We start from the raw sequence: 18,069 nt of genomic DNA, 5'->3' as shown, positions 1-18,069 counted from the left end.
TGCGAAGGCCATTCGCTTTGGTTAGTATTCACACCCGCTTCAGTGGGAAACAAAATCCTGCTAATTGGTCGAAGCATTGGTATGCGGCAAATCCGCAAGGAACAGGTTGATTATGTACGAAGCTCTTTTAGTTATTTTCCTTATTGTAGCCATCGCTCTCGTAGCGCTGATTATGCTGCAGCAAGGTAAAGGCGCTGATATGGGAGCCTCCTTCGGAGCAGGCGCTTCTGGTACGCTGTTCGGTTCAAGTGGTTCTGCGAACTTCATGACCCGTACGACAGCGATTCTGGCTACGCTGTTCTTCATCATCAGTCTGGTGCTGGGTAATATCAACAGCAACAAGACCAGTAAAGGAAGTGAGTGGGAAAATCTGAGCGCGCCAGCGAAAACTGAGCAGACTCAGCCAGCTGCACCGGCGAAGCCAACCAGCGATATCCCGCAGTAAGTATTCCGTACCGAGGTGGTGGAATTGGTAGACACGCTACCTTGAGGTGGTAGTGCCCTAACGGGCTTGTGGGTTCGAGTCCCATCCTCGGTACCAATATTCCAGAAGAAAGACGTCGAAAGACGTCTTTTTTTTCGTCTGTACTTATTGTTTTCGTAGGCCCGGTAAGCGCAGCGCCACCGGGCAAAATGGCGGGTGGCGCTGCGCTTACCCGCCCTACAAAAGGGCATAAAAAAGGCACCCTAAGAGTGCCTTCTGCATTTCTGAATAGCGATTACTTCTTATCGCTGTGCTCCAGGTTTTCCACCTGCGGCAGGCCGTTACCGGAGCTTGCGGAGAGCAGACCATTCTCAACATAGTTGAACAGCTTTTCACGGGTATCGGTGATGTCCAGGTTACGCATGGTCAGCTGACCAATACGGTCATCTGGCGAGAACACCGACTCACCTTTCTCCATGGTCAGACGCTCTGCTTTATAGGTCAGGTTGTCAGACACGGTGTTCAGGATGGAGTAGTCGTTACCGCGACGCAGTTCCAGAGTGACCTCACCGGTAATGGCACTCGCCACCCAGCGCTGCAGCGCATCACGCAGCATCAGCGCCTGCGGATCGAACCAGCGACCCTGATACAGCAGTTTACCCAGCTGACGACCATGAGAGTGATATTGCTCAATGGTGTCTTCGTTGTGGATCCCGGTCAGCAGACGCTCATAAGCGATATGCAGCAGCGCCATCCCCGGTGCTTCATAAATGCCACGGCTTTTCGCTTCGATAATACGGTTCTCAATCTGGTCGCTCATGCCCAGACCGTGACGGCCGCCAATGCGGTTCGCTTCCAGCATCAGCTCTACATCGTCAGAGAAGGTTTTACCGTTCAGGGCAACCGGATGACCACGCTCGAAACGTACGGTCACCTCTTCTGCCGCGATCTTCACGTTCTCATCCCAGAACTTCACGCCCATGATTGGGTTAACGATCTTCACGCTGGAGTTCAGGAATTCCAGGTCCTTCGCTTCGTGCGTCGCACCCAGCATGTTGGAGTCGGTGGAGTAGGCTTTCTCAACGGACATCTTGTAGTCAAAGCCGCAGGCAATCATAAACTCGGACATTTCATGACGGCCACCCAGCTCGTCGATGAAGTCGGTATCCAGCCAGGGTTTGTAGATCTGCAGCTCGGCGTTGGTCAGCAGGCCATAACGATAGAAACGTTCGATATCGTTACCTTTATAGGTGCTGCCGTCACCCCAGATGTTCACGCCATCTTCTTTCATCGCGGCAACCAGCATCGTGCCGGTAACGGCGCGACCCAGTGGAGTGGTGTTGAAATAGGTCAGACCGCCGGTGGTGTTATGGAACGCACCACACTGAATAGCCGCAATACCTTCCGCGACGAGTTGCTTACGGCAGTCAATCAGGCGCGCGTTTTCTGCGCCATACTCTTTCGCGCGACGAGGAATAGCATCGTAGTCGTCCTCATCCGGCTGACCCAGGTTCGCAGTATATGCATACGGAACCGCTCCCTTCTGGCGCATCCACAGCAGTGCAGCGCTGGTATCCAGGCCGCCTGAGAAAGCGATGCCAATACGTTGTCCTACCGGAAGATGCTTGAGAATCGTCGTCATAGAATAAAACCCTGCTTGATTGACTGATTAGAGACCGCTTTCGCTCTCTTGTGCATTTTTATGCAAAATAAGTGAGTATTCATTTAATCATCTTTTATCGAATACCGGAAGAGACTCGTGCGTTTTTTGTAAAAAATTTGGTCTGTTTCGTCTGATGGAAGTTGGGTTGACAGGTGGGGTCAACTATCAATATACTAAACGCCGATTTTACGTCCCGTCTTCGGTACCAAATCCCAGCATTATTTGCAAATTCTGTCCAAAACGCGTAGAATTTGCCACGTTTCAGGCGCGGGGTGGAGCAGCCTGGTAGCTCGTCGGGCTCATAACCCGAAGGTCGTCGGTTCAAATCCGGCCCCCGCAACCACTTTCCCATAAAGTTCTTTTTCAAATATACTGTGAAGACTCAGAGCCTTCGTAGCTGGATTTGAAAAAATTCTTTCGGAGAGTGCTCCAGGCCACAGTTGTGGCTATAGGGTTCAGTTATCTAAAGCCCCGATTTATCGGGGTTTTTTGTTATCTGACTACAGAATAACTGGGCTTTACGCCCTTTTTTTATGTCTTGGGGGTGGGCTTGTCCACATTAGAGCAAAAATTAACAGAGATGATTACTGCACCGGTCGAAGCACTGGGCTACGAACTGGTCGGCATCGAATTCGTTCGCGGCCGTACATCGACGCTGCGCATCTATATTGATAGTGAAGATGGCATCAATGTTGATGATTGTGCTGATGTCAGCCACCAGGTGAGTGCGGTTCTTGATGTTGAAGACCCAATTACCGTTGCGTACAACCTGGAAGTTTCCTCACCTGGCCTCGATCGTCCGATGTTCACGGCCGAGCACTATGTGCGCTTTACCGGTGAAGAAGTGGCTCTCGTTCTGCGTATGGCCGTACAGAACCGCCGTAAATGGCAGGGAATTATCAAAGCCGTTGATGGTGAAATGATCACGGTGACAGTCGAAGGCAAAGATGAAGTGTTCGCGCTGAGTAATATCCAGAAGGCGAACCTGGTTCCCCACTTTTAACAGTCTGGATTGAGGTGAAAAGCCCGCGATGAACAAAGAAATTTTGGCTGTTGTTGAAGCCGTCTCCAACGAGAAATCACTGCCGCGTGAGAAGATTTTCGAAGCGCTGGAAAGTGCACTGGCTACAGCAACCAAGAAAAAATACGAACAAGAGATCGATGTTCGCGTAGAAATCGATCGTAAAAGCGGTGACTTCGATACATTCCGTCGTTGGGTAATTGTTGAAGAAGTGACCCAGCCGACCAAAGAGATCACGCTGGAAGCGGCACGTTTTGAAGACGAAAGTCTGAACGTGGGTGACTACGTTGAAGATCAGATTGAATCTGTCACCTTTGACCGTATCACTACCCAGACCGCGAAACAGGTTATCGTGCAGAAAGTGCGCGAAGCCGAGCGCGCACTGGTGGTTGACCAGTTCCGCGATCAGGAAGGCGAAATCATTACCGGCGTGGTGAAGAAAGTAAACCGCGACAACATCTCTCTGGAGATCAAATCCGAAGGGATGCCGGGTAACGCTGAAGCGGTGATCCTGCGTGAAGACATGCTGCCGCGTGAAAACTTCCGCCCGGGCGACCGTATCCGTGGTGTGCTGTACGCCGTGCGTCCTGAAGCGCGTGGTGCTCAACTGTTCGTGACCCGTTCTAAACCGGAAATGCTGGTTGAACTGTTCCGTATCGAAGTACCGGAAATCGGTGAAGAAGTCATCGAAATCAAAGCGGCGGCTCGCGATCCGGGCTCCCGTGCGAAAATTGCGGTGAAAACGAACGACAAGCGTATCGACCCGGTCGGTGCTTGCGTCGGTATGCGTGGTGCGCGTGTTCAGGCGGTATCTACCGAGCTGGGCGGCGAACGTATTGATATCGTTCTGTGGGATGACAACCCGGCGCAATTCGTGATCAACGCAATGGCTCCGGCAGATGTGGCGTCTATCGTTGTTGACGAAGACAAACACACCATGGATATCGCTGTTGAAGCGGGCAACCTGGCGCAGGCGATTGGCCGTAACGGTCAGAACGTACGTCTGGCGTCACAGCTGAGCGGCTGGGAACTCAACGTAATGACCGTTGACGACCTGCAGGCCAAGCATCAGGCTGAAGCCCATGCGGCGATCGATACCTTCACCAAATACCTCGACATTGACGAAGATTTCGCCACTGTTCTGGTTGAGGAAGGTTTCTCTACGCTGGAAGAACTGGCCTATGTGCCAATGAAAGAGCTGCTGGAAATTGACGGTCTGGATGAACCAACCGTTGAAGCCCTGCGTGAACGCGCTAAAAACGCACTGACCACCCTGGCACTGGCTCAGGAAGAAAGCCTTGGCGATAAGAAGCCGGCTGATGACCTGCTGAATCTGGAAGGTCTTGATCGTGCGATTGCGTTCAAGCTGGCTGCCCGTGGTGTTTGTACGCTGGAAGATCTCGCTGAGCAAGGCGTTGATGACCTGGCTGATATCGAAGGTTTAACCGACGAGAAAGCCGGCGAACTCATCATGGCCGCACGTAATATTTGCTGGTTCGGCGACGAAGCGTAATAAACTGTAGCAGGAAGGAACAGCATGACTGATGTAACTGTAAAATCGCTGGCTGCTGAGATTCAGACCTCCGTGGACCGCCTGGTACAGCAATTTGCTGATGCAGGGATCCCGAAGTCCGCTGATGACTCGGTGACCGCGCAAGAAAAACAAACCTTGTTAACGCACCTGAACCGTGAGCACGGTTCTACGCCTGACAAGTTAACGCTGCAGCGCAAAACGCGCAGCACGTTGAATATTCCTGGTACCGGTGGCAAAAGTAAATCGGTACAAATTGAAGTCCGCAAGACGCGCACCTTTGTAAAACGTGATCCGCAAGAGGCAGAACGCCTTGCCGCGGAAGAGCAGGCACAGCGTGAAGCGGAAGAACAAGCTCAGCGTGAGGCGGAAGCTGCCGCCAAACGCGAGGCAGAATTAAAAGCTGAACGTGAGGCCGCAGAAAAAGCGAAACGCGACGCCAGTGATAAAGTGAAGCGTGACGCTGCGGAAAAAGACAAAGTGAGCAATCAACAGACAGACGAAATGACCAAAACTGCCCAGGCTGAAAAAGCCCGTCGTGAAAATGAAGCTGCCGAACTGAAGCGTAAAGCCGAAGAAGAAGCACGCCGCAAGCTCGAAGAAGAAGCTCGCCGCGTCGCTGAAGAAGCACGCCGTATGGCAGAAGAAAACGAGAAGAACGGTGTGAATACCGTTGAACCGACTGAAGACACCAGCGACTACCACGTCACCACTTCTCAGCACGCACGTCAGGCTGAAGATGACAACGACCGTGAAGTAGAAGGCGGCCGTGGCCGTGGTCGTAATGCAAAAGCTGCGCGTCCTGCGAAGAAAGGTAACAAGCACGCTGAATCCAAAGCCGATCGTGAAGAAGCACGCGCTGCTGTTCGCGGTGGTAAAGGTGGCAAGCGTAAAGGTTCCGCTCTGCAGCAGAGCTTCCAGAAGCCCGCTCAGGCTGTTAACCGTGACGTCGTGATCGGCGAAACCATCACCGTTGGCGAACTGGCGAACAAGATGGCGGTTAAAGGCTCTCAGGTCATCAAAGCGATGATGAAGCTGGGCGCAATGGCGACCATCAACCAGGTTATCGACCAGGAAACCGCGCAGCTGGTTGCCGAAGAGATGGGCCACAAAGTTATCCTGCGTCGTGAAAACGAGCTGGAAGAAGCCGTAATGAGCGACCGTGATACTGGCGCTGCGGCTGAACCGCGTGCACCGGTTGTGACCATTATGGGTCACGTTGACCACGGTAAAACCTCTCTGCTTGACTACATTCGTTCTACGAAAGTTGCCTCTGGCGAAGCGGGTGGTATTACCCAGCACATCGGTGCTTACCACGTAGAAACCGACAACGGTATGATTACCTTCCTGGATACCCCAGGCCACGCAGCGTTTACGTCTATGCGTGCTCGTGGTGCTCAGGCAACGGATATCGTTGTGCTGGTTGTTGCTGCAGACGACGGCGTAATGCCGCAAACCATCGAAGCTATCCAGCACGCGAAAGCGGCGCAGGTGCCTCTGGTTGTTGCAGTCAACAAAATCGATAAGCCAGAAGCCGATCTGGACCGTGTTAAAAACGAACTGTCTCAGTATGGCGTTATGCCGGAAGAGTGGGGCGGTGAAGCACAGTTCATCCCAGTATCTGCTAAAGCGGGTACCGGTATTGACGACCTTCTGAACGCTATCCTGCTGCAGGCTGAAGTTCTGGAGCTGAAAGCCGTGCGTAAAGGTATGGCGAGCGGTGCGGTGATCGAATCCTTCCTGGATAAAGGTCGTGGCCCGGTTGCAACCGTTCTGGTTCGTGAAGGTACCCTGCTTAAGGGCGATATCGTTCTGTGTGGCTTCGAATACGGTCGTGTTCGTGCGATGCGTAACGAACTGGGTCAGGAAGTGCTGGAAGCGGGTCCGTCCATTCCAGTTGAAATCCTCGGTCTGTCCGGTGTGCCGGCTGCCGGTGACGAAGTGACCGTCGTGCGTGACGAGAAGAAAGCGCGTGAAGTGGCACTGTATCGTCAGGGCAAATTCCGTGAAGTTAAACTGGCTCGTCAGCAGAAATCTAAACTCGAGAACATGTTTGCTAACATGACCGAGGGTGAAGTTCACGAAGTGAACGTTGTGCTGAAAGCTGACGTTCAGGGTTCTGTGGAAGCGATCTCCGACTCCTTGCTGAAACTGTCTACCGACGAAGTGAAAGTGAAGATCATCGGTTCTGGCGTAGGTGGTATCACCGAAACCGACGCGACCCTGGCTGCTGCGTCCAACGCCATCCTGGTAGGCTTCAACGTGCGTGCTGATGCTTCTGCTCGCCGCGTGATCGAAGCGGAAAGCCTGGATCTGCGCTACTACTCCGTCATCTATAACCTGATCGACGAAGTGAAAGCGGCGATGAGCGGCATGCTGTCTCCTGAGCTGAAACAGCAGATCATCGGTCTGGCTGAAGTGCGTGACGTGTTCAAATCACCGAAATTCGGTGCGATCGCGGGCTGTATGGTTACCGAAGGTACCATCAAGCGTCACAACCCAATCCGCGTACTGCGTGACAACGTGGTTATCTACGAAGGTGAGCTGGAATCTCTGCGCCGCTTCAAAGATGACGTTAACGAAGTCCGTAACGGCATGGAATGTGGTATCGGTGTGAAGAACTACAACGACGTACGCGTTGGCGATATGATCGAAGTGTTCGAAATCATCGAGATCCAACGCAGCATCGATTAATTGAGATCGTAGGCCGGGTTAGCGAAGCGCCATCCGGCAATTATTTCAAAAGGGGCTTAAGCCCCTTTTTTGTCTGGAGAATTTATTATGGCGAAAGAATTTGGTCGCCCACAGCGCGTGGCGCAGGAAATGCAAAAAGAGATCGCGCTTATCCTGCAACGCGAAATTAAAGACCCTCGCATCGGCGTGATGACCACCGTGTCCGGCGTGGAAATGTCCCGTGACCTGGCCTACGCCAAAGTGTTCGTCACCTTCCTGAACGATCAGGACGAAGCGGCCGTGAAGAACGGCATTAAAGCGCTGCAGGAAGCCTCCGGGTTTATCCGCTCTCTGCTCGGCAAAGCGATGCGTCTGCGTATCGTGCCTGAGCTGACCTTCTTCTACGACAACTCGCTGGTAGAAGGTATGCGCATGTCCAATCTGGTGACCAGCGTGGTGAAACATGACGACGAACGTCGTGTTAACCCGACGGACGACAGCAAGGAGGACTAATGAGTCGTCCTCGTCGTCGTGGTCGCGACGTGCATGGCGTGCTGCTGCTGGACAAACCGCAGGGGGCATCCAGCAACGACGTGCTGCAAAAAGTGAAGCGTCTTTATAACGCCAACCGGGCGGGCCACACCGGCGCGCTCGATCCGCTGGCGACCGGTATGCTGCCGATCTGCCTGGGAGAGGCGACAAAGTTTTCCCAGTATCTGCTCGACTCCGATAAGCGTTACCGCGTTATCGCGAAGCTCGGCCAGCGCACGGATACCTCCGACGCGGATGGCCAGGTCGTGGAAGAACGTCCGGTGACCTTCAGTGCTGAACAGCTTGACGCTGCGCTGGAGAGCTTCCGCGGGGACACGATGCAGGTGCCGTCGATGTATTCCGCCCTGAAATACCAGGGCAAGAAACTCTACGAATATGCGCGTCAGGGCATTGACGTTCCGCGCGAAGCCCGTCCGATAACCGTGTATGAGCTGCTCTTTATTCGCCACGAAGGTGATGAGCTGGAGCTGGAAGTGCACTGTTCCAAAGGGACGTACATTCGTACCATCATCGACGACCTCGGTGAAAAACTAGGTTGCGGTGCGCATGTTATCTACCTGCGCCGTCTGGCGGTGAGTAAGTACCCGGTTGAGCGGATGGTGACGCTTGAGCACCTGCGCGAGCTGGTTGAACAGGCGGAAGTACAGGGGATCGCGCCAGCAGCGTTGCTGGATCCCTTGCTGATGCCAATGGACAGTCCGGCAGCGGACTTCCCGGTGGTTAATCTTCCTTTAACATCGTCCGTTTACTTTAAGAACGGCAACCCGGTTCGCACGGCGGAAGCTCCGCTGGAAGGGCTGGTGCGCGTGACCGAAGGTGACGACGGTAAGTTTATCGGCATGGGCGAAATGGATGGCGAAGGGCGCGTTGCGCCGCGTCGTCTGGTCGTCGAATATCCGGTCGACGCGTGACGGTGATAACGCCTCATCTTGCGATAAGCAGGGGAGACGAGTAGAATATTGCCGCTTAACGCCTGGTAAATTGTTTAACAATCTGCGAGGCGTACATGGGGTCGCTGAATTAGAGATCGGCACCCTTACATTCTTTATACTTTGGAGTTTTAAAATGTCTCTAAGCGTTGAAGCTAAAGCTAAAATCGTTTCTGAGTTTGGTCGTGGTACTAACGACAGCGGTTCTACCGAAGTTCAGGTTGCTCTGCTGACTGCACAGATTAACCACCTGCAGGGTCACTTTGCAGAGCACAAAAAAGATCACCACAGCCGTCGTGGTCTGCTGCGTATGGTTTCTCAGCGTCGTAAACTGCTCGACTACCTGAAACGTAAAGATGTTGCACGTTACACCGCGCTGATCGAGCGTCTGGGTCTGCGTCGCTAAGTCTTGCGAGTTTCAGAAAAGGGGGCCTGATGGCCCCTTTTTTCAACCAGACGGCAGCAATTCACTGGAAACTATTGTATTGTTGCTATAAATGATCTTCATTGCAGAGGTTCGCGCGGCTAATGAGAGGCTTCACCCATGGGGGTGTCGGTTGTCATTAGTCGCGAGGATGCGAAGAAGGTCGGGTTAAATCGACAGCACGCCGGTGGTGTGCTGTCATACATTTAAGAAAGGACAGAATTTTGCTGAATCCGATCGTTCGTAAATTCCAGTATGGTCAACATACCGTCACGCTGGAAACCGGCATGATGGCACGTCAGGCTACTGCTGCCGTTATGGTAAGCATGGATGACACCGCGGTGTTCGTCACCGTAGTGGGCCAGAAAAAAGCTAAACCAGGTCAGGACTTCTTCCCGCTGACCGTTAACTACCAGGAGCGTACCTACGCTGCCGGTAAAATCCCTGGTGGTTTCTTCCGTCGTGAAGGCCGTCCAAGCGAAGGCGAAACTCTGATCGCGCGTCTGATTGACCGCCCGGTTCGTCCGCTGTTCCCGGAAGGCTTCGTTAACGAAGTACAGGTTATCGCAACCGTAGTTTCCGTTAACCCACAGGTTAACCCGGACATCGTTGCGATGATCGGTGCATCTGCAGCCCTGTCACTGTCTGGTATTCCATTCAATGGCCCAATCGGTGCCGCGCGCGTGGGTTACATCAATGACCAGTACGTGCTGAACCCAACTCAGGAAGAGCTGAAAGAAAGTAAGCTGGACCTGGTTGTTGCCGGTACTGAAGCGGCGGTTCTGATGGTTGAATCCGAAGCAGAACTGCTGAGCGAAGACCAGATGCTGGGCGCTGTGGTCTTCGGCCACGATCAGCAGCAGATCGTTATCCAGAACATCAACGACCTGGTGAAAGAAGCCGGTAAGCCACGTTGGGACTGGCAGCCAGAAGCAGCAAACGACGCGCTTAACGCACGTGTTGCGGCACTGGCAGAGTCTCGTCTGAGCGACGCGTACCGCATCACCGACAAACAGGAGCGCTATGCTCAGGTTGATGTGATCAAATCTGAAGTGACCGCGACCCTGGTTGCTGAAGACGAAACGCTGGACGCTAACGAAATTGGCGAAATCCTGCACGCTATCGAGAAAAACGTTGTTCGTAGCCGCGTACTGGCCGGCGAGCCGCGTATTGATGGCCGTGAAAAAGACATGATCCGTGGTCTGGATGTGCGTACTGGCGTACTGCCACGTACTCACGGTTCCGCACTGTTTACCCGTGGTGAAACGCAGGCCCTGGTCACCGCGACCCTGGGTACCGCTCGTGACGCACAGATCATCGACGAACTGATGGGCGAGCGCACTGACAACTTCCTGTTCCACTACAACTTCCCTCCGTACTCCGTAGGGGAAACCGGCATGGTTGGCTCGCCGAAGCGTCGTGAAATTGGTCACGGTCGTCTGGCGAAGCGCGGCGTGCTGGCCGTGATGCCAGAAGCTGACAAATTCCCGTACACCGTACGTGTGGTGTCTGAAATCACCGAATCTAACGGTTCTTCTTCCATGGCTTCCGTATGTGGTGCTTCTCTGGCACTGATGGATGCAGGCGTGCCGATCAAAGCCGCTGTTGCGGGTATCGCAATGGGCCTGGTGAAAGAAGGCGACAACTTCGTTGTTCTGTCTGACATTCTGGGTGACGAAGATCATCTCGGCGATATGGACTTCAAAGTGGCGGGTTCCCGCGACGGTATCTCTGCACTGCAGATGGATATCAAAATTGAAGGTATCACTAAAGAGATCATGCAGGTTGCTCTGAACCAGGCTAAAGGTGCGCGTCTGCACATCCTGGGCGTGATGGAACAGGCGATTAACGCGCCGCGTGGCGACATTTCTCAGTTCGCTCCACGTATCCACACCATCAAGATCAATCCAGACAAGATCAAAGATGTTATCGGTAAGGGCGGTTCCGTAATCCGTGCGCTGACCGAAGAGACGGGCACCACCATCGAAATCGAAGATGACGGTACTGTGAAGATCGCAGCAACCGACGGCGAGAAAGCGAAATTCGCTATCCGTCGTATCGAAGAGATCACCGCTGAAATCGAAGTGGGCCGTATCTACAACGGTAAAGTGACCCGTATCGTTGACTTTGGCGCGTTCGTTGCCATCGGTGGCGGTAAAGAAGGTCTGGTTCACATCTCTCAGATCGCTGACAAGCGCGTTGAGAAAGTGACCGATTACCTGCAGATGGGTCAGGAAGTACCGGTTAAAGTTCTGGAAGTTGACCGCCAGGGCCGTATCCGTCTGAGCATTAAAGAAGCAACCGAGCAGTCTCAGCCTGCTGCGGCGCCGGAAACTCCGGCTGCTGAACAGCAAGGCGAGTAAGGTTGCCATTTGCCCTCCGCATTGCGGAGGGCCTGGTATCAGGCAGGACGCCTTGTTAAGCCGCCGGGGGACAGGACGTTCATCCAATAGTTGTCTTCGGGAGTGGGAAATGAAGCCTTTTTTGCGCTGGTGTTTCGTTGCGACAGCTTTAACGCTGGCAGGATGCAGCAACTCTGCCTGGCGTAAGAGCGAAGTCCTCGCAGTGCCATTGCAACCGACTTTGCAGCAGGAAGTGATTCTGGCACGCATGGAACAAATTCTTGCCAGTCGGGCTTTAACCGATGACGAACGCGCACAGCTTTTATATGAGCGCGGAGTGTTGTATGATAGTCTCGGTCTGAGGGCATTGGCGCGAAATGATTTTTCACAAGCGCTGGCTATCCGACCTGATATGCCTGAAGTATTCAATTACTTAGGCATTTATTTAACGCAGGCAGGCAATTTTGATGCTGCCTATGAAGCGTTTGATTCTGTACTTGAGCTTGATCCAACTTACAACTACGCGCACTTGAATCGCGGTATCGCATTGTACTACGGCGGTCGTGATAAGTTAGCGCAAGATGATCTGCTGGCGTTTTATCAAGACGATCCTAATGATCCTTTCCGTAGCCTGTGGCTTTACATCGTTGAGCAGAAGCTCGATGAGAAGCAGGCAAAAGAGGCCCTGAAACAGCGCTTCGATAAATCGGACAAGGAACAGTGGGGATGGAACATTGTCGAGTTCTACCTGGGCAACATTAGCGAAGCAACGCTGATGGAACGCCTCAAGGCGGACGCAACGGATAACACCTCGCTCGCTGAGCATCTCAGTGAAACCAACTTCTATTTAGGTAAGTACTACCTAAGTCTGGGGGATAAGGACAGCGCTACGGCACTGTTCAAATTAGCGGTTGCTAACAACGTACACAACTTCGTTGAGCACCGTTATGCATTGTTGGAATTATCGCTCTTGGGCCAGGAGCAAGACGACCTGGCAGAATCGGACCAGCAATAGCTGACGACATAAACATCAGCCCGTAATCTTTTGATTGCCATCACCTTAACTGGTGAGGGCGTTGTTGTTCGTCAATACACCTACTTTGAGCCGGTTCACACTTTTCAATGAAAATTGCTAATCATTTTCACGATGAGCTAAGTAGACTGGCCGCCATTAATATCGAGGCACTTGTACTACATGGCTGAATTCGAAACCACTTTTGCAGATCTGGGCCTGAAGGCTCCTATCCTTGAAGCCCTTAACGATCTGGGTTACGAAAAACCATCTCCGATCCAGGCTGAGTGTATCCCACACCTGCTTTCTGGTCGTGACGTGCTGGGCATGGCCCAGACTGGTAGCGGTAAAACTGCAGCGTTCTCGCTGCCGCTGCTGAACAACATCGATCCGGACCTGCGTGCACCGCAGATCCTTGTCCTGGCTCCAACCCGTGAACTGGCTGTTCAGGTTGCTGAAGCCATGACGGAATTCTCTAAACATATGCGCGGCGTAAACGTGGTAGCCCTTTACGGTGGCCAGCGTTATGACGTGCAGTTACGCGCCCTGCGCCAGGGCCCACAGATTGTTGTCGGTACGCCGGGCCGTCTGCTGGATCACCTGAAGCGCGGTACGCTGGATCTCTCTAAACTGAGTGGTCTGGTACTGGACGAAGCAGATGAAATGCTGCGTATGGGCTTCATCGAAGACGTCGAAACCATCATGGCGCAGATCCCAGAAGGTCATCAGACCGCGCTGTTCTCTGCTACCATGCCAGAAGCGATTCGTCGTATCACCAAACGCTTCATGAAAGATCCTCAGGAAGTGCGTATTCAGTCCAGCGTCACCACTCGCCCGGACATCAGCCAGAGCTACTGGTCTGTGTACGGCATGCGCAAAAACGAAGCGCTGGTACGTTTCCTGGAAGCGGAAGATTTTGATGCGGCGATTATCTTCGTGCGTACCAAAAACGCGACCCTGGAAGTGGCTGAAGCGCTGGAGCGTAACGGCTACAACAGCGCAGCACTGAACGGTGACATGAACCAGGCTCTGCGTGAGCAGACGCTGGAGCGCCTGAAAGACGGTCGTCTGGATATCCTGATTGCAACCGACGTGGCAGCACGTGGTCTGGACGTTGAGCGTATCAGCCTGGTTGTTAACTACGACATCCCGATGGATTCCGAGTCTTACGTTCACCGTATCGGCCGTACCGGTCGTGCGGGTCGTGCGGGCCGTGCGCTGCTGTTCGTTGAGAACCGCGAGCGTCGTCTGCTGCGTAACATCGAACGCACCATGAAGCTGACTATTCCAGAAGCTGAACTGCCAAACGCAGAACTGCTGGGCAAACGCCGTCTGGAAAAATTCGCCGCGAAAGTACAGCAGCAGCTGGAAAGCAGCGATCTGGATCAGTACCGTGCACTGCTGTCGCAGATTCAGCCTACGGCTGAAGGCGAAGAGCTGGACATGGAAACCCTGGCTGCGGCACTGCTGAAAATGGCGCAGGGCGAACGTACTCTGATCGTGCCACCTGATGCGCCAATGCGTCCTAAGCGTGAATTCCGTGACCGTGACGATCGCTTTGAACGTCGTGGCGACCGTAACGATCGTGGCCCACGTGGTGACCGTCCAGAGCGTGGTGGTGAAGACCGTCCACGTCGTGAACGCCGTGAAGCGGGCGATATGGAACTGTACCGCATTGAAGTGGGCCGTGATGATGGTGTTGAAGTTCGTCACATCGTTGGCGCGATCGCTAACGAAGGCGACATCAGCAGCCGTTACATCGGTAACATCAAGCTGTTCGCATCCCACTCTACCATCGAGCTGCCAAAAGGTATGCCGGGCGAAGTACTGCAGCACTTTACTCGCACCCGCATCCTGAACAAGCCGATGAACATGCAGCTGCTGGGCGATGCTCAGCCACGTCCTGACCGTGGTGGCGAACGTCGTGGCGGTGGTCGCAGTTTCGGCGGCGAGCGTCGTGAAGGCGGTCGCACAGAAGGTCGCGGTGGTGAAGGTCGTCGTTTCTCCGGCGAGCGCCGCGAAAACCGTGGCCCACGCCGTGAAGAAGGCACCAGCCGTCGTCGTTTCGGTGACGCGTAAGCCTTACGCTTCTGACGTAAAGTAAAATATACAGCCCCGATAAATGCTATCGGGGCTTTTTTTATTCCCTTTGTACTCTTGTACTGGTACAGTGCGTCACACTAAAATGCAGAACCGCATAATTGACTGGAGAAAAGGCTGTATGGCGACACTAACCACCACCCAAACGTCACCTTCGCTGCTTGGCGGCGTGGTGATCATCGGCGGAACCATTATAGGTGCCGGGATGTTTTCCCTGCCTGTGGTCATGTCCGGTGCGTGGTTCTTCTGGTCGCTGGCGGCGCTGGTCTTTACCTGGTTCTGTATGCTCCATTCCGGGCTGATGATCCTTGAGGCGAACCTCAACTACCGCATTGGCTCCAGCTTCGACACCATCACCAAAGATCTGCTGGGCAAGGGCTGGAACCTGGTAAACGGGCTTTCCATCGCGTTTGTGCTCTACATTCTGACCTACGCGTACATTTCCGCGAGCGGTTCGATACTGCACCACACCTTTGCTGAGATGTCGCTAAACGTTCCGGCGCGTCTGGCGGGTCTGTGTTTTGCTCTGGGCGTGGCCTTTATCGTCTGGATGAGTACCAAAGCGGTGAGCCGCATGACGGCGATTGTGTTGGGCGCAAAGGTCATCACCTTCTTCCTGACCTTCGGTAGCCTGCTGGGGCACGTCACGCCCGCCACGCTGTTTAATGTCGCGGAAGTGAATACTTCCTACACCCCGTACCTGCTGATGACGCTGCCGTTCTGTCTGGCATCGTTTGGCTACCACGGTAACGTGCCGAGCCTGATGAAGTACTACGGCAAAGATCCACGCACCATCGTGAAGTGTCTGGTCTACGGTACGCTGCTGGCGCTGGGCCTGTATGTGATTTGGCTGCTAGGGACGATGGGCAACATCCCGCGTCCAGAGTTTATCGGCATTGCGCAGAAGGGCGGTAACATTGATGTGCTGGTTCAGGCGCTGAGCGGCGTGCTGAACAGCCGCAGCCTGGATCTGCTGCTGGTGATCTTCTCCAACTTTGCCGTGGCGAGCTCTTTCCTGGGCGTGACGCTGGGTCTGTTTGACTACCTGGCGGATCTCTTTGGCTTTGATGATTCTGCGATGGGGCGTTTCAAAACGGCGCTGCTGACGTTCCTGCCGCCCGTTGCGGGGGGGCTGCTGTGGCCGAACGGTTTCCTGTACGCCATCGGCTATGCGGGTCTGGCGGCAACCATCTGGGCGGCTATTGTGCCGGCGCTGCTGGCGCGTAAATCACGTAAACGCTTCGGTAGCCCTAAATTCCGCGTCTGGGGCGGCAAACCGATGATTGCGCTGATTCTGCTGTTTGGGGTGGGTAACGCGGTGATTCACGTGCTGTCGAGCTTTAATCTGTTGCCGGTATACCAGTAAAACGTGCGGCTTGCTCCCTCACCCCGACCCTCTCCCAAAGGGAGAGGGAGCAAAGCAAAAAACTACCCCACCAACTCCTCTTTCACCTGCATCGCCAAATCAAACGAATGCAAACGCGCCTGGTGATCGAAAATCTGGCCGTTAACCATAATCTCATCCGCCTGCGTTTCACGCAGCACCGCTTCCAGACCGTGTCGCACTTTCGCTTTATCCCCCACCAGCGACATGCTCAGCGCCTGCTGCACGCCATACTGCTCAGAGGCAGACCACAGCTGATGCATATTCTCCACTGGCGGTGGAAGTTGCCCGGTCTCACCGCGGCGCAGCTTCACAAACGCCTGCTGCATGGAGGTAAACAGGAATTCAGCATCGCGATTACTGTCGGCGGCAATGATGTTAATACACACCATCGCGTACGGTTTCTCCAGACGTTCAGACGGTTTAAAGTTCGTACGATAGAGATGCAGAGCCTGATGCAGCATATCCGGTGCGAAATGCGAGGCAAACGCAAACGGCAAACCCAGCTGCGCGGCAAGCTGCGCGCTATAAAGACTTGAACCCAGCAGCCACACCGGGATCTTCTCGCCGTAGCCCGGCACCGGGCGCACGTGTGGGTTCGGATCGCGCGCGTCAAACCAGTCAACCAGTTCAGCCACATCGCGCGGGAAGTTGTCGATATCGCCGCTCATATGGCGACGCAGGGCGCGCATGGTCGGCTGGTCGCTACCCGGCGCACGACCCAGCCCCAAATCAATACGGCCAGGATAGAGGGTATTCAGCGTGCCAAACTGCTCGGCAATCACCAGCGGGGCGTGGTTCGGCAGCATCACGCCACCGGAGCCCAGATGCAATGTCGTTGTGTTCGCCGCCAGATAACCAATCAGTACCGAGGTGGCGGCGCTGGCAATGCCGACCATGTTGTGGTGCTCGGCCAGCCAGTAGCGATGGTAGCCACGCTTTTCAGCCAGTTGAGCCAGATCGAGAGAATGCGAAAAGGCTTCTCTGGCCGAGGAGCCTTGTGGGATCGGCGCCAGGTCCAGCACCGAAAACGAAAGGGTTTTGTCAGTCATAACAGCTCACTTTGTCGACGGTCAGTCTTTAATACTGCATTAAAAAATGATAACCGTTGTTAACAAAGTGAGCTTTTTTTAGGCCTGCAGTTCCAGCCCGGCCAGGCGTTTCCAGTAACCATTACAGTCGCTGTTTGCCGTTAGCGGCAGCGGAGCTGCGCCGTTTTCATTTGCGCGGAAGGCGTCCAGCATCGCGAACACGCCGGTATCCAGAGGGGATAAACGCACTATGTCCACCAGGCCGTCCATCGACGCCAGTTCGTTGCCCAGGTTATAGACATAGCCGCTCATGGTCTGAATCCCGTTCAGGACAAACACCTGCTGATTTTCCTGGGATAGCACGCTGCGCCCGTTCGGGTACTTGATGCAGCAGGTTTCACACTCGTCTTTCGGGCGGTCTTCCGAACGCGCGGTAAAGCAGCGCGCGGAATAAGCCAGCGGAAGATGGCCGTAGCTCAGCACTTCCACTTCAAACTGATTGCGAATGCCGAGATCGTCACACTGCGTCAGCAGGTTTACCAGCCAGTCGCGGGAGAGTTCCACCGGCATACACCAGCGCGTCATTCCCTGTTTGAGCAGCAGGCGCAGCGTGACGGCGTTATAGCAGTTCAATGCATGACCCGCGACGAACGGTAACTTACGTTCGGCGCACATGTTCACCACGCCCAGGTCGCTCGCTTCCAGCAGGAATTCACCGTTTTCAACGTAGCGTTTCAGTTCACCCAGTTCGGACGAGGCTTGCACCAGCGCGAGCGTCGAGAGCACCACCTGTTTACCGCTTCCGGCGAGACTTTTCGCCATCTCCAGCCAGTCGCCCACTTTGGTGGCGCGGCGCTTGCTGCACACGGCTTCACCGAGATAAATCACATCAGCGCTGCTGGTGGCGGCCTGTTGGTAAAAATCTTCCAGCGTCTCTTTTGGCCAGTAGTAGAGCACCGGTCCTAATGAATATTTCATGGTTA

15 protein-coding genes and 2 tRNA genes are annotated in these 18,069 nt (G+C 54.2%); 14 read left to right on the top strand and 3 right to left on the bottom strand.

What is annotated here, in order from left to right:
- The first annotated feature begins 112 nt into the window (after positions 1-112).
- Positions 113-445, top strand: a complete 333-nt coding sequence (gene secG / locus L3068_RS20255) for a preprotein translocase subunit SecG (RefSeq protein WP_003861803.1) — start codon at positions 113-115, stop codon at positions 443-445.
- A gap of 9 nt (positions 446-454) precedes the next feature.
- Positions 455-541 (top strand) — tRNA-Leu (locus L3068_RS20250).
- A gap of 178 nt (positions 542-719) precedes the next feature.
- On the opposite strand, the gene argG is transcribed toward L3068_RS20250, so the two are convergent.
- A complete protein-coding gene (gene argG / locus L3068_RS20245; protein ID WP_014885375.1) occupies positions 720-2,066 on the bottom strand; it encodes an argininosuccinate synthase in 1,347 nt (448 codons plus the stop codon).
- Between the two features lie 287 nt (positions 2,067-2,353).
- Here argG and L3068_RS20240 point away from each other — a divergent pair.
- The 12 genes from L3068_RS20240 to mtr all read left to right on the top strand — a co-directional run bounded on the left by L3068_RS20240 (position 2,354) and on the right by mtr (position 16,037).
- A tRNA-Met gene (locus L3068_RS20240) sits at positions 2,354-2,430 on the top strand.
- Between the two features lie 207 nt (positions 2,431-2,637).
- The gene (rimP, locus tag L3068_RS20235) at positions 2,638-3,090 is read left to right on the top strand and encodes a ribosome maturation factor RimP (RefSeq protein WP_014833432.1); all 453 of its coding nucleotides are present in this window, start codon (positions 2,638-2,640) and stop codon (positions 3,088-3,090) included.
- Between the two features lie 28 nt (positions 3,091-3,118).
- On the top strand, positions 3,119-4,621 hold the full coding sequence (gene nusA, locus L3068_RS20230; RefSeq protein WP_014885374.1) for a transcription termination factor NusA: 1,503 nt from the start codon (positions 3,119-3,121) through the stop codon (positions 4,619-4,621).
- Between the two features lie 24 nt (positions 4,622-4,645).
- Positions 4,646-7,333, top strand: coding sequence for a translation initiation factor IF-2 (infB, locus tag L3068_RS20225; protein WP_014885373.1), 2,688 nt, complete (start codon positions 4,646-4,648; stop codon positions 7,331-7,333).
- Between the two features lie 87 nt (positions 7,334-7,420).
- Positions 7,421-7,825 carry a 30S ribosome-binding factor RbfA gene (gene rbfA / locus L3068_RS20220; RefSeq protein WP_014885372.1) on the top strand — a complete coding sequence of 135 codons (405 nt, stop codon included), beginning with the start codon at positions 7,421-7,423 and terminating at the stop codon, positions 7,823-7,825.
- Entirely contained in the window at positions 7,825-8,775 is a 951-nt protein-coding gene (gene truB, locus L3068_RS20215) for a tRNA pseudouridine(55) synthase TruB (protein ID WP_014885371.1), read from the top strand. The genes rbfA and truB overlap by 1 nt, the downstream gene beginning before the upstream one ends.
- 154 nt (positions 8,776-8,929) lie before the next feature.
- Positions 8,930-9,199: a 30S ribosomal protein S15 gene (gene rpsO, locus L3068_RS20210; RefSeq protein WP_003861789.1), complete on the top strand. Its 270-nt coding sequence runs from the start codon at positions 8,930-8,932 to the stop codon at positions 9,197-9,199.
- A 242-nt stretch (positions 9,200-9,441) separates the two neighbouring features.
- The gene (gene pnp, locus L3068_RS20205) at positions 9,442-11,580 is read left to right on the top strand and encodes a polyribonucleotide nucleotidyltransferase (protein WP_023331391.1); all 2,139 of its coding nucleotides are present in this window, start codon (positions 9,442-9,444) and stop codon (positions 11,578-11,580) included.
- 109 nt (positions 11,581-11,689) lie between these two features.
- Positions 11,690-12,574: a lipoprotein NlpI gene (nlpI, locus tag L3068_RS20200; protein WP_013098912.1), complete on the top strand. Its 885-nt coding sequence runs from the start codon at positions 11,690-11,692 to the stop codon at positions 12,572-12,574.
- 107 nt (positions 12,575-12,681) lie between these two features.
- Entirely contained in the window at positions 12,682-12,762 is an 81-nt protein-coding gene (gene yrbN / locus L3068_RS20195; protein ID WP_097397692.1) for a protein YrbN, read from the top strand.
- Positions 12,755-14,650 carry a DEAD/DEAH family ATP-dependent RNA helicase gene (locus L3068_RS20190; RefSeq protein WP_014885369.1) on the top strand — a complete coding sequence of 632 codons (1,896 nt, stop codon included), beginning with the start codon at positions 12,755-12,757 and terminating at the stop codon, positions 14,648-14,650. The genes yrbN and L3068_RS20190 overlap by 8 nt, the downstream gene beginning before the upstream one ends.
- Positions 14,651-14,792: 142 nt before the next feature.
- Positions 14,793-16,037 carry a tryptophan permease gene (gene mtr / locus L3068_RS20185; RefSeq protein ID WP_117581479.1) on the top strand — a complete coding sequence of 415 codons (1,245 nt, stop codon included), beginning with the start codon at positions 14,793-14,795 and terminating at the stop codon, positions 16,035-16,037.
- A 62-nt stretch (positions 16,038-16,099) separates the two neighbouring features.
- Here the strand turns inward: mtr and L3068_RS20180 are convergent, their stop codons facing one another.
- Both L3068_RS20180 and L3068_RS20175 read right to left on the bottom strand, forming a co-directional pair.
- Positions 16,100-17,107, bottom strand: a complete 1,008-nt coding sequence (locus tag L3068_RS20180; RefSeq protein ID WP_117581477.1) for a luciferase-like monooxygenase — start codon at positions 17,105-17,107, stop codon at positions 16,100-16,102.
- 78 nt (positions 17,108-17,185) lie between these two features.
- Positions 17,186-18,064, bottom strand: coding sequence for a U32 family peptidase (locus tag L3068_RS20175; protein ID WP_117581475.1), 879 nt, complete (start codon positions 18,062-18,064; stop codon positions 17,186-17,188).
- Positions 18,065-18,069: the final 5 nt, after the last annotated feature.

It is taken from the genome of Enterobacter cloacae complex sp. ECL414 (assembly GCF_021869685.1).
Taxonomy (GTDB): Bacteria; Pseudomonadota; Gammaproteobacteria; order Enterobacterales; family Enterobacteriaceae; genus Enterobacter; species Enterobacter kobei.
Note: the sequence above shows the minus strand (reverse complement) of the source record. Positions and strands in the feature narration are given on the sequence as shown.

Coding starts and splice junctions, on each gene's coding strand:
- secG (WP_003861803.1), top strand. CDS start 113: ATGTACGAAGCTCTTTTAGTTATTTTCCTTATTGTAGCCATCGCTCTC.
- argG (WP_014885375.1), bottom strand. CDS start 2,066: ATGACGACGATTCTCAAGCATCTTCCGGTAGGACAACGTATTGGCATC.
- nusA (WP_014885374.1), top strand. CDS start 3,119: ATGAACAAAGAAATTTTGGCTGTTGTTGAAGCCGTCTCCAACGAGAAA.
- infB (WP_014885373.1), top strand. CDS start 4,646: ATGACTGATGTAACTGTAAAATCGCTGGCTGCTGAGATTCAGACCTCC.
- rbfA (WP_014885372.1), top strand. CDS start 7,421: ATGGCGAAAGAATTTGGTCGCCCACAGCGCGTGGCGCAGGAAATGCAA.
- truB (WP_014885371.1), top strand. CDS start 7,825: ATGAGTCGTCCTCGTCGTCGTGGTCGCGACGTGCATGGCGTGCTGCTG.
- rpsO (WP_003861789.1), top strand. CDS start 8,930: ATGTCTCTAAGCGTTGAAGCTAAAGCTAAAATCGTTTCTGAGTTTGGT.
- nlpI (WP_013098912.1), top strand. CDS start 11,690: ATGAAGCCTTTTTTGCGCTGGTGTTTCGTTGCGACAGCTTTAACGCTG.
- yrbN (WP_097397692.1), top strand. CDS start 12,682: ATGAAAATTGCTAATCATTTTCACGATGAGCTAAGTAGACTGGCCGCC.
- L3068_RS20190 (WP_014885369.1), top strand. CDS start 12,755: ATGGCTGAATTCGAAACCACTTTTGCAGATCTGGGCCTGAAGGCTCCT.
- mtr (WP_117581479.1), top strand. CDS start 14,793: ATGGCGACACTAACCACCACCCAAACGTCACCTTCGCTGCTTGGCGGC.
- L3068_RS20180 (WP_117581477.1), bottom strand. CDS start 17,107: ATGACTGACAAAACCCTTTCGTTTTCGGTGCTGGACCTGGCGCCGATC.
- L3068_RS20175 (WP_117581475.1), bottom strand. CDS start 18,064: ATGAAATATTCATTAGGACCGGTGCTCTACTACTGGCCAAAAGAGACG.